This is a genomic window from Polaribacter litorisediminis (assembly GCF_019968605.1).
GTDB lineage: Bacteria > Bacteroidota > Bacteroidia > Flavobacteriales > Flavobacteriaceae > Polaribacter > Polaribacter litorisediminis.
Genome location: NZ_CP082966.1, coordinates 528318 through 540000 on the forward strand (window position 1 = coordinate 528318; position 11683 = coordinate 540000).

Here is an 11683-nt window from a genome sequence, read left to right on the forward strand (position 1 = left end):
TTTATGAGTTCATGATGTTTACAATACCTTTTAGCGGAATAATTGTCCATTTTGGTCTTGAATTGAGTTCGTAGCCTAACTCGTAAATTGCTTTTTCTAACAAGCAATATTTTAATAAAAAAATTCTTTCATTCGTGTAACCAATGTGTAAATTGGCTTTTTGTGTAACTTCTCTATAGGTTTCTAAAAAGATAGCAACCATATATTTGTACAATAACTCTCCGTATTCAAAAAGTTCTTCTTTGCTTTTTAGAGCATCTTTTTCATTGCTAAAAATTGTTGAGTAGATTGCATAATTAAAAGATCTAAAGAGACCAGCAACGTCTTTTAATGGTGGTTGTTTTACTTTGCGATCTCTGATGGTGCTTTCTGGTTCTCCTTCAAAATCTAGAATACAAAAATCATCATCTTGCACTAAAATTTGTCCTAAATGATAATCGCCATGAATTCTAATGCGTTCTCCTTTTAGTTTTGTCCAGTCAAAATTGACTAAGCGCTTTCTAATTTTGTTTTTTTGGTCTAAAAATTCTTTAGCTAATTGTAGAGAATATCCTTCTAATTTGTGAAGATTATTTTCCATTAAATTTAATCTGTTTTGAAATTGATAGGTCAATCTGTTTTTTAACCAAACTGAATAATCACCATTAAAACGCTCAGGAGTAAAGGCTGTATCTTCAAATTCTGAGCCTAGGGCAATGTGCATTTCTGCAGTTCTTTGTGCTATCAGATTCACTTTTTCAATTAAGTTTAACCCCATCCAATCTATAATTTCAGGAGGAAGTTCCGATATTTTTCTCCGTTCAAAAAGGTTAATGGTTGGTAATTCAGAAAACTGAATGTTTTTTACCGCGATATCCTTAAATATTACATGTAGCTCTTTTAAAAAATACTCCCAAGCATCCCCATTATTACGAACTAGTTTTTGCATTAAACCAATGGTAATGTGTACATTGTCAGAGTCGATAATATTCATGCTCCCCATATAAGGAGGGGTGTTTTTAAAATCTTTTTTAGCTGATAAAAAACGACTCATTTCATAATCTGGGTTTTTATCAGCATAGATTCTTCGAAAGAATTTTAAGATAAAAGTATCGTTATAAATAATGGACGTGTTGCTCTGTTCTACACCCATAAATCTTGAGGATTCATAAGCAGGAAAATCAAATCCTTCTGTTTTATGATATTGAACAGGTGTTTTATCAACAGGTAAAGCAGCAATAATTCTATTGTAAACAACCTTTCTAAAAGCTTCTAAATGCATCGCATCAATAATAAAACCATTTTGGTTTTTAAGCTTTAAAGGAAGAATTCTACCTTCTTTATGGTCATGAATATCAGAAACAAAGGCTATCGGTAAAAAATAATGATGATAAAATGCTTCTTCAAAATTTACTTCTAAAATAAGACCAAAATAGACTTCGTTGCCCTGCTGAATTCTAAAATATTCACTTAATTCGATGTATTTTAATTTGCTAGATTTACCAGCATACCAGCGCTGACGTATGATATAATCTTCTAAAACTTCTGATAAAAAAACGGAAACAAAATTTTTGTCTTCTATCAAGTTTTCCCATTCATTTTTGGAGGAAAAGATAGCAGACAAAGAATTTGTAAATGGTTCTTTTGGCATTATTTATTGATTTTAAAAATATGAAAAGGTAAAGTAGCATGTAACTCTACATAATTCCATTCATTAAACCAATGATAAGAGTTTTTTGTGATCAAGTCTACAACTTCAACTTTATGACCGTGAGGTATTCTTAAATTGTTTAAAGGTAATTGAACAGAACCAGCCTGCGAGTGGTAAGCGTCTAAACTTATGACAGTTAAGGTTTCATTAGTTCTATCGTCATTCCATTTATAAAAAGCAATTAAAGATTCATTACCAGTTTCTAAAAATTGAATGTTATTGGTTTGTTGAAACGATTCATTTTCTTTTCTAATTTGATTTATTCTAGAAATTAGAAAGGTAACTTTGTTTTCTTTAAACCAATCATAATGACATAATTGGAATTTCTCTGACATATAGTATTCCTCTTTTCCGGCAATAGGTGTATCGATCATTTGCTCAAAAACAGGACCATAAATTCCGATGTTAGAACTTAAGGTTGCTGCCAAAGCATATCGCTGTAAATATTTGCTTTCTGGAGCACCTTGCAAGTGATATGGATTAATATCTGGTGTATTTGGCCAGAAATTAGGGCGCATATATTCTTTTTGATTGGTTTGAGTTAACTCATTCATGTATTCAATTAATTCATGTTTTGAGTCTCTCCAGGTAAAATAAGTATAAGATTGCGTGTATCCCTGTTTTGCTAATTGTTGCATTATTTTTGGTCTTGTAAATGCTTCTGCTAAAAATAACACATCTGGATGTTGTTTTTTTACTTCAGCAATTATCCAGCCCCAAAAATAGTAAGGTTTTGTATGTGGATTATCAACTCTAAAAACAGTAATTCCGCAATCAATCCAATAAAGTAAAGTGTCTAAACATTCTTGCCAAAGATTTTTATAATCCTTAGATTCCCAGTAAATAGGTAGAATATCTTGGTATTTTTTTGGTGGATTTTCTGCGTATTGCACGGTTCCATCGGGTCTCCATTTAAACCAATCTGGATGCTCTTTTACCCAAGGATGATCTGGGGCCGCTTGCAAGGCATAATCCATAGCAACTTCAATTCCTAATTCTTTTGCCTTGGCAACTAGATGTTTAAAGTCTTCTAAAGAACCTAATTCAGGATGTATGTCTTTATGACCTCCATATTTAGAACCAATTCCCCAAGTGGAGCCAACATCACCATCTTGCGCTACCGTCGTGTTGTTTTTGCCTTTTCGGTTCACCTCACCAATAGGATGAATAGGAGGGAAGTATAAAGTGTCAAATCCCATTTGGGCAACCCTCGGTAACAACCTATGACAGTCATTAAATGTACCATGTTTACCTTCTTGTTCTGATGCTGAACGTGGAAAAAATTCATACCAAGTAGAAAATCTTGCCTTTTTTCTGTCTACATAGACAGGATATTCTTGAGATGTTTGCGTTAAGAATTTCTCTGGATTGTTTTTAAGAATATTTGTAAGTCTTTCTGACGTTGCTTCTTTGATAGCTTCATCGTACTTTTCTGTATTTTTAAAAATAAAAATAAGGTGTAATAAATATTCTTTATCTTCTGGAAGAACGTTATCTATAATAGCAAATAAAAGTTCTGCTCCTTCTAATAATTCTGAGTTTACATGCTGATAATCATCAATTTTACGTCCAATTCCATGTTGCCAGTTTAAAGCATAATCTACCCAGCCTTCTATTTTATAAGCATAAAAGCCCTGTTTTGGAGTTTGAAAACTAGCCATGTATCCGTCATTAGAAGTAGGATACATTCTTTTCTCAGACCAAGATTTTTCTGATTCGTGTTTATATAACAAGCTTGCTTGAAGTACATCATGGCCATCAACCAAAACATCTGCAGTAACATTTACAATTTCATCTACAACACGCTTAATCGCTACGGTTCCCTGATTTAATTGAGGAGCAACATTTTCTATGACAATTCTACTTTGATTTTGCATTAGATTGATTCATTTATATAATAAAAAGTAAGAGTTTTTTATCCTATGACGGTTCCTTTGGCTATGGTTGCGTCTTTTTTAATGACTACTATACCATCTTTAACCATATAAGTATCTGTTTCGATATCATCTATATGTGAGCCACCATTAATTCTAACATCATCTCCAATTCTACAATTTTTATCAACGATACAATTATGAATATAGCATCTTTTACCAATACCCATCATAATTTCTATGCCTTTACTATCAACTTCTGCTAAAGACTCATAAGAGTCATTACCCATTATATAGGTATTAGAAATTAATGAGTTTTTACCAATTCTAGAACGGATTCCAATAACAGCTCTTTCTATTTTTTCTGCTTGAATGATACAACCATCACCAATTACTGCTTTATTTAAAATTGTCCCAGAAATTTTTGAAGTAGGTAAAATTCTTGGTCTAGTATAAATTCCTTTTTCATCATATAAATTGAATTGAGGAACATCATCTGTTAAACCTAAGTTAGCTTCGAAAAAAGAATCTATGCTACCAATATCTTCCCAATAACCTTCATATTGGTAACTTAATGTTTTATGCTTATCGATGGCTTGTGGTATAATTTCTTTTCCAAAATCATTCGTGTCAGGATTATTCATCAACTCAACTAATAAATTTCTATTAAAAATATAGATCCCCATAGAAGCTAAATAATCTCTGCCTTGAGATTTCATTTCATCGCCCACATCAGAAGTCCAATTTGGTAATAGTTCAGGAGCTGGTTTTTCAATAAAAGAAGTAATTATATTTTCATTATTAGTTTTTAACAAACCAAAGGAAGTTGCGTCTTTTGCGTTTACAGGATAGGTGGCAATAGATATTTCTGCACCACTATTTCTGTGTTTTTCAATCATATCATTAAAGTCCATTTGATACAATTGATCTCCAGAAAGTATTAACGCGTATTCAAAATCATTTTGTAAAAAATGGTGCATACTTTGCCTTACAGCATCAGCAGTTCCTTGAAACCATTTATCACTATGTATGGTTTGTTCTGCCGCTAATACATCTACAAAAGCAGAACTAAAAAAACTAAAGTGATACGTGTTTTTAATATGTGCATTTAAAGAAGCAGAATTAAACTGTGTTAAAACATATATTCTTTTAATATCAGAATTGATACAATTAGAAATTGGGATATCTACCAATCTATACTTCCCAGCAATAGGTACAGCGGGTTTTGATCTATCTTTTGTTAAAGGATATAGTCTTGACCCTTGGCCTCCCCCTAAAATAATTCCTAATACTTTATCATTTATCATTTCCTTATTTTTTTAATGATTTATATAATTCTTTTACTTGTTTTGCTATTGCGATCCAATCAAAATGATCTTCTACTCTTTTTCTCCCTTTTTTAGCCATAGACTTTCTTAATATTGGGTCTCTTGTCAGGGTATTAATACCATCCGCTAAATCTTTTGCAAATTTATCTGGATTTACGGGTTCAAAAGGAGCTGAATCTTGCTGTTCTACCGGAATTAGAAAACCAGTTTCTCCATGCACAACCACTTCTTTGATGCCGCCAACGGCACTCGCCACAACTGCTGTATCGCAAGCCATAGCTTCAATATTTATGATGCCGAAGGGTTCATAAATAGATGGGCAGCAAAATACAGCTGCATGAGAATATAATTGGATAATTTCTTCTTTGGTCACCATTTTATCAATCCAAATTACATTTTTACGTGTTTTTTGAACTTCATGAACCGCCTCTTGCATTTCTAATCCGATTTCTTTTGTATCTGGAGCGCCTGCACACAATACTATTTGAGTATCTGGATCTATATATTTAATAGCATTTACTAAATGAATAATTCCTTTTTGTCGTGTTATTCTTCCAACAAAAAGTACATACGGTTTTGTTTTATCAATATTGTAGGTTTCTAAAGTATCCGATTCTGAAGTTGTTATATATTGTTGAAGGTTAATGCCGTTATAAATAACTTTAACTTTACTTTCATCAACATTAAAATACTTTAAAACATCTTCTTTGGTTTCTTCGGATACGGCTATTAATGCATCTGCCATTTCAATCGCTGTTTTTTCAATCCAAGAAGAAGTATCATAACCACGACCTAATTGCTCTCTTTTCCAGGGTCGAAGAGGTTCTAAAGAATGGGTGGTAATAACAAGCGGAATTCCGTAACAAAGTTTTGCAATGATGCCTGCAAAATGCGCATACCAAGTATGGCAATGAATCACATCTGCATCAATTACATCTGCATTCATTTGTAGCCCTGTGCTTAAAGTTTGAAATATAGCCTTTAATTTATCATCAGCATTTTCAAAAGCAGGATTGTCATAAGGGAATCCTTTTACACTTAAACTGCCATCTTTTAAGTCTTGGTCTCCAAAGCATCTAACTTCAACGTCCATCAATTTAGAGAGCTCAGTGGCAAGATATTCTACATGAACACCTGCACCGCCATAGACGTAGGGAGGAAATTCTCTAGTATAAAAAAGGGTTTTCATAAATTTTAAGTAGTTTAAATTGGTTTGTTTTTTCAGAACCAAAATATAAGGAAATACTATTTAATACACTAAAAAATTAGATTCATTTAATTATAGATTTAGGTGATTATAAAATTATTAATATAAGTATTTTCTATTTATTTTTTATTGATTTAGAATTAAAATAGGAAAGAAACAATGTCTGGAAATCATTTAGTCTATTAATTTAACTATTTCTTAATTTGTTTATTTCGTCTTGTAGTTGTCGCCTTAATTTTTGTTCTCTTTCAATAGATTTTTTTCTATGTTGTTCAAATTCTTGCTCAATTTCTAATAAGTTATTTTGAGCCTCTCTGGTGAGAACGTTACTTTTTGAAAATTTATAGATAAAATAAAATAAAGCTAAAAGGGATAGAACGATAATACTCCAAAGTAAAATATTGTAAGTCTTTTTTTCTAATTGGGTACCCAACAGAGAAATTGAATTTTCTTTTTTATTGGCTGTTTCCAAATCTAATTGGGTTTTAGCTAAAAGATCTTTGGTTTTTTTAATATTATCTCTTTCTATTTTTAAGAGCCTTTCTTTTTCTATAATTAAATTTTTAGCAACTTTTAAGGAGTCTAAAATATTTTTCTTCAATTGGATAAATTTATCTTTATCAATAACCTTGTAAGTTTGATAGGTTGTTGAGATACGATAAATTTTGTCAAACTGGTTTTCAACTGAATTTGAATCTTGAATTTCTTCTTTTGTTTCTTCTTTTGTTTCTTCTTGTGCAAACGATACAAAAGAAAGTAAGATCGAGAATATGGTAATTAGTTTAATTTTCATGAGTTTATTTTTATGAATGTAAATTTAAGAAAAAAACCCAAACTTTACGTTTGGGTTTTAATATAAGCAAGTAATTTATATTTATTTAATTTTCTCTACAACTGCCTTAAAAGCGTCTGGGTTGTTTACCGCTAAATCTGCTAAAACCTTACGGTTTAATTCGATGCTATTGGCTTTTACTTTACCCATAAACTGAGAGTAAGACATTCCGTGTAAACGAGCTGCAGCGTTAATACGCACAATCCATAAAGAACGGAAGTTTCTCTTATTGTTTTTACGGTCACGGTATGCATAAAGCATTCCTTTTTCAACCGCATTTTTTGCTACTGTGTAAACGTTTTTTCTACGTCCGAAGTAACCTTTTGCAGCCTTCAAGATTTTTTTTCTTCTTTTTCTTGAGGCTACTGAATTTACTGATCTTGGCATAATTTCAATGTGTTTTGTAGTAGGCGGTCTACTTAGTTATTAGTTATTGGTTCTTAGTGATTTAATCACTGTAAACTGTAAACTGCAAACTGCAAACTCTTTTTTTTGTTTAGCCTAACTCCATGGTTAATAATTAAATTCCCGAATTAAGATTATTTCAATCTTAACTGTTGCATAATGTTAGCTTCATCAGACTTATGTACTAAAGTATGATGTGTTAACTTTAACTTACGTTTCTTAGACTTCTTTGTTAAGATATGACTTTTAAACGCGTGCTTTCTTTTAATTTTACCAGTACCAGTAATCTTAAATCGTTTTTTGGCACTAGATTTGGTTTTCATTTTAGGCATTTCTCCTTCGTGTTTTAACTTGCTTAATATTGTTAGTTGTAAAGTTGAAGTTTAGAAAGTTGTAAAGTTAAGTACAAACAAAACTTTAAGAACTTTAAAAAATTTTAAACTTTAAGAACGCTTTTTTATTTTCCTTTTTTAGGAGCGATAAACATAATCATACGTTTTCCTTCTAATTTAGGTAATTGTTCCACCTTGCCATATTCTTCTAATTCTTGAGCCAATTTTAATAATAAAATTTGTCCCTGCTCTTTAAAAATAATAGAACGGCCTTTAAAGAACACGAATGCTTTTAATTTAGCACCATCTTGTAAAAATTTTACGGCATGCTTCTTTTTAAATTCGTAATCATGTTCATCTGTTTGAGGACCAAAACGAATTTCTTTTATGGTAACTTTCGTTGCTTTAGACTTTAAACTCTTCTCACGCTTCTTTTGCTCATACAAGAACTTCTTGTAATCGATTATTTTACAAACGGGAGGTTTGGCTTTAGGTGAAATTTCTACCAAATCTAATTCTTGTTCAACAGCTAATGCTTTTGCCTTATCTAAAGGATATACACCAACTTCCACATTATCGCCCACAAGACGAACTTCGTCAACATATTTTATTTTTTCATTAATCCTATGTTGATCTTCTTTGATTACTCTTAACGGCCTTCTCGACCTGCTTCTACGTATTGCTATGACCTATAATTTTTAAATTTAACTTATAATTGTTTTAACAATCTTTATTTTTCCTTATGAAATTCAAAATTAATTAAAATTTCTTCAATGTTGTGCTAACTTCGGTTTTAATTAAAGAAATAAATTCTTCAATAGTAAAGGTACCTATATCGCCTTCACCATGTTTTCTTACCGAAACGGTACCATCTTGCTCTTCTTTTTCCCCAACAATAACCATGTATGGGGTTTTGCTTACTTCTGCATCTCGTATTTTTCGTCCAGTTTTCTCATTCCGGTTGTCTACGAGCGTGCGAATTTCGGAATTTTCTAACGATTCTAAAACTTTTTCTGAATATTTTTGATATTTATCACTGATTGGCAATAAGATAACTTGATCGGGAGTCAACCATAGCGGGAAATTACCCCCTGTATGCTCTAGTAAAACCGCGATAAAACGTTCCATAGAGCCAAAAGGCGCTCTGTGAATCATAACAGGTCTGTGTAATTGATTATCGGCTCCTTTATAGGTTAAATCGAAACGTTTTGGTAAATTATAATCAACTTGAATGGTTCCAAGTTGCCAACTTCTGCCCAATGCGTCTTTCACCATGAAGTCTAATTTAGGACCATAAAAAGCAGCTTCACCTTCTTCAATCACAAAATCTAAACCTTTATCTGTGGCAGCACTGATAATGGCATTTTCTGCAATTTCCCAAGTTTCAGCATCACCTATATATTTATCTGGGTTGCTTTTGTCTCTAATAGAAACTTGCGCAGTAAAATCTTCAAATCCTAAAGATCCAAATACATATAACACTAAATCTATAACGTCTTTAAATTCTTGATCTAATTGTTCTGGCGTACAAAAAATATGAGCATCATCTTGAGTAAAACCTCTAACACGTGTTAATCCATGTAATTCGCCACTTTGCTCATATCTATATACCGTGCCAAATTCTGCAAAACGCTTTGGTAGATCTTTATAAGAATAAGGTTTAAAGTTGTACACTTCACAATGATGTGGGCAGTTCATCGGTTTTAATAAAAACTCTTCATCCATTTTAGGAGTTTTTATCGACTGAAAACTGTCTGCACCATATTTTTCATAATGCCCAGAGGTAACATATAATTCTTTCTGACCAATATGAGGTGTCATCACCATTTCGTAACCCGCCTTTTTCTGAGCTTTTTTCAGGAAATCTTCTAAACGCCCTCTTAAGGCAGCTCCTTTAGGAAGCCATAAAGGCAAACCAGCGCCAACTTTTTGAGAAAATGTAAATAACTCTAATTCTCTTCCCAGTTTTCTGTGGTCTCTTTTTTTAGCTTCTTCTAACAGCGCTAAATATTCAGTAAGCATTTTTTGCTTCGGAAAACTAATTCCATAAACTCGCGTTAGCTGATTATTTTTTTCATCACCGCGCCAATAAGCACCGGCAACACTCATTATTTTAATCGCTTTTATAATTCCTGTGTTAGGAACATGACCTCCTCTACATAAATCTGTAAAGGTGCTATGATCACAAAAAGTAATTTCGCCGTCTTTTAAGTTTTCGATTAATTCAACTTTGTACGGATTTTTCTCTTTTTTATATAATGATAAAGCGTCTGCTTTAGAAACCGATCGAATCGAAAACTCGTATTTACCACGTGCAATTTCTAAAAATTTAGTTTCTAATTGTTTAAAATCTTTATCAGAAATAACATCATGACCTAAATCTACATCATAGTAAAAACCATTTTCAATTGCAGGTCCAATCGTCAACTTTGCATTTGGATAAAAACTTAAAATGGCCTCCGCTAAAATGTGAGCAGATGAATGCCAGAAAGCTTTTTTACCACCATCATCATTAAATGTATATAAAATTAAGGAGCCATCAGTGGTTAATGGTGTAGCGGTTTCAACGGTGGTATTGTTAAAGTTTGCTGATATTACATTTCTAGCAAACCCTTCACTAATGCTTTTTGCAACATCCATTGGAGTGCTGTTTTTAGCAAACTCCTTAATAGTTCCGTCTGGTAAAGTAATTTTAATCATTTGATGTATACTATTTGAGCGTGCAAAGATATTAGAAAACAATTTTTCACACAATATATATATGTACTTATTAAATTTTGATTTAGTTTCTCTTTTGGGGGTTCCTTTTTTAAGGTACCAATTGTAAATAAATGAAGTTTTTGAATAGAAAAAAGGTCGGGCTTTCCATTATATCTTTTGTTCGTACCTCACAAAAGGATGTCATTGCAATCCCTAACCCGGTTTTAGGCATTTTAAATCAAGAGTTTTATTTAAAATCTACTCAACGAAGTTTAAAAAAGTAGTGCACAAGAACTGTATAATTAGAATTTCCAATACACTTTAGAGTTAAAAATGAATAAACTTCAAAAAGGTATAAAATTATTTTGATGGATAAAAAGCCTATTTTCAAAGGGTTAAAATCCTTTTAAAAATTAATCAGAAAAAAGTTAAAAAAACAGTTGTTATTGTTAAAACAGGTTGTATATTTGCACCCGCTAACGGAAATAGGGTTTGCGAAGTTCATTGAGATTTGTGTTAGTTATATTGGTTTAATTAAGATTATTTTATTTTTTAGATGTTAATAAATATTTAAAAAATAATTAAATTTTTATTAGGTTGATGTTATAAACTTGTGGTATGTTTGCAGTCCGAAATTTCGGGGGTAAAAAAGTTCAAGTTTAGGGTTTAGAAAAAAAATTAAAATTTTATTTATTTTTTCTTGTCAGATTAAAAATAAGTTTTAGATTTGCACCCGCTAACAGAGATAGCAAAAAAGATCAAAAAAGATCAAGAGATTTTGGAAAGGTTTTGCGAGGAGCCAACTAGTTCGATTCTAGTGTTTCTACAAATTAGGATTCATAGTGAGTGTTTATAGCATTCATGCGATTCCCTAAGAGTTCATTGAAAATATTGAAATTGACAGCGTAAACAAAGAGTAGAATAACCATGTTTAAATAATTAGACAAATTCTTTTGAAACTTATTCATTATAATATTAAAAATATACAATGAAGAGTTTGATCCTGGCTCAGGATGAACGCTAGCGGCAGGCTTAACACATGCAAGTCGAGGGGTAACATTGTGCTTGCACAGATGACGACCGGCGCACGGGTGCGTAACGCGTATAGAACCTACCTTTTACAGGGGGATAGCCTTTAGAAATGAAGATTAATATCCCATAGTATTGCGAGATGGCATCATTTTGTAATTAAAGATTTATCGGTAAAAGATGGCTATGCGTCCTATTAGTTAGTTGGTAAGGTAACGGCTTACCAAGACATCGATAGGTAGGGGTCCTGAGAGGGAGATCCCCCACACTGGTACTGAGACACGGA

General features: G+C 32.1%; 9 protein-coding genes and 1 rRNA gene (1 of these 10 running past the window's edge). 1 reads left to right on the top strand and 9 read right to left on the bottom strand.

Translation table 11 applies throughout. From position 1 onward, the window contains the following. Position 1 precedes the first annotated feature (1 nt). From K8354_RS02265 to thrS, 9 genes are all read right to left on the bottom strand, one after another. Complete coding sequence (locus K8354_RS02265) at positions 2 to 1630, bottom strand: maltokinase N-terminal cap-like domain-containing protein (protein ID WP_223445083.1); 1629 nt, start codon at positions 1628 to 1630, stop codon at positions 2 to 4. Next, positions 1630 to 3567 (bottom strand): alpha-1,4-glucan--maltose-1-phosphate maltosyltransferase, encoded by a 1938-nt coding sequence (locus K8354_RS02270; protein ID WP_223445085.1) that lies wholly within the window; start codon positions 3565 to 3567, stop codon positions 1630 to 1632. The genes K8354_RS02265 and K8354_RS02270 overlap by 1 nt, the downstream gene beginning before the upstream one ends. 38 nt (positions 3568 to 3605) lie before the next feature. Beyond that, on the bottom strand, positions 3606 to 4871 hold the full coding sequence (locus K8354_RS02275) for a glucose-1-phosphate adenylyltransferase (RefSeq protein ID WP_223445087.1): 1266 nt from the start codon (positions 4869 to 4871) through the stop codon (positions 3606 to 3608). Positions 4872 to 4875: 4 nt separating this feature from the next. Further along, the gene (glgA, locus tag K8354_RS02280) at positions 4876 to 6081 is read right to left on the bottom strand and encodes a glycogen synthase (protein WP_223445089.1); all 1206 of its coding nucleotides are present in this window, start codon (positions 6079 to 6081) and stop codon (positions 4876 to 4878) included. A 205-nt stretch (positions 6082 to 6286) separates the two neighbouring features. Further along, on the bottom strand, positions 6287 to 6892 hold the full coding sequence (locus K8354_RS02285; RefSeq protein WP_223445091.1) for a hypothetical protein: 606 nt from the start codon (positions 6890 to 6892) through the stop codon (positions 6287 to 6289). Positions 6893 to 6973: 81 nt separating this feature from the next. After that, entirely contained in the window at positions 6974 to 7318 is a 345-nt protein-coding gene (gene rplT, locus K8354_RS02290) for a 50S ribosomal protein L20 (RefSeq protein WP_223445092.1), read from the bottom strand. Positions 7319 to 7470: 152 nt separating this feature from the next. Continuing rightward, positions 7471 to 7668: a 50S ribosomal protein L35 gene (gene rpmI / locus K8354_RS02295; RefSeq protein ID WP_223445093.1), complete on the bottom strand. Its 198-nt coding sequence runs from the start codon at positions 7666 to 7668 to the stop codon at positions 7471 to 7473. A gap of 125 nt (positions 7669 to 7793) precedes the next feature. Further along, positions 7794 to 8312 carry a translation initiation factor IF-3 gene (infC, locus tag K8354_RS02300; RefSeq protein WP_302850534.1) on the bottom strand — a complete coding sequence of 173 codons (519 nt, stop codon included), beginning with the start codon at positions 8310 to 8312 and terminating at the stop codon, positions 7794 to 7796. A 115-nt stretch (positions 8313 to 8427) separates the two neighbouring features. Beyond that, complete coding sequence (thrS, locus tag K8354_RS02305; protein ID WP_223445094.1) at positions 8428 to 10368, bottom strand: threonine--tRNA ligase; 1941 nt, start codon at positions 10366 to 10368, stop codon at positions 8428 to 8430. A gap of 985 nt (positions 10369 to 11353) precedes the next feature. On the opposite strand from thrS, the gene K8354_RS02310 reads away from it, so the two are divergent. Beyond that, a 16S ribosomal RNA gene (locus K8354_RS02310) occupies positions 11354 to 11683 on the top strand (it continues 1188 nt past the right edge of the window).

Coding starts and splice junctions, on each gene's coding strand:
- K8354_RS02270 (WP_223445085.1), bottom strand. CDS start 3,567: ATGCAAAATCAAAGTAGAATTGTCATAGAAAATGTTGCTCCTCAATTA.
- K8354_RS02265 (WP_223445083.1), bottom strand. CDS start 1,630: ATGCCAAAAGAACCATTTACAAATTCTTTGTCTGCTATCTTTTCCTCC.
- glgA (WP_223445089.1), bottom strand. CDS start 6,081: ATGAAAACCCTTTTTTATACTAGAGAATTTCCTCCCTACGTCTATGGC.
- thrS (WP_223445094.1), bottom strand. CDS start 10,368: ATGATTAAAATTACTTTACCAGACGGAACTATTAAGGAGTTTGCTAAA.
- rpmI (WP_223445093.1), bottom strand. CDS start 7,668: ATGCCTAAAATGAAAACCAAATCTAGTGCCAAAAAACGATTTAAGATT.
- K8354_RS02285 (WP_223445091.1), bottom strand. CDS start 6,892: ATGAAAATTAAACTAATTACCATATTCTCGATCTTACTTTCTTTTGTA.
- K8354_RS02275 (WP_223445087.1), bottom strand. CDS start 4,871: ATGATAAATGATAAAGTATTAGGAATTATTTTAGGGGGAGGCCAAGGG.
- rplT (WP_223445092.1), bottom strand. CDS start 7,318: ATGCCAAGATCAGTAAATTCAGTAGCCTCAAGAAAAAGAAGAAAAAAA.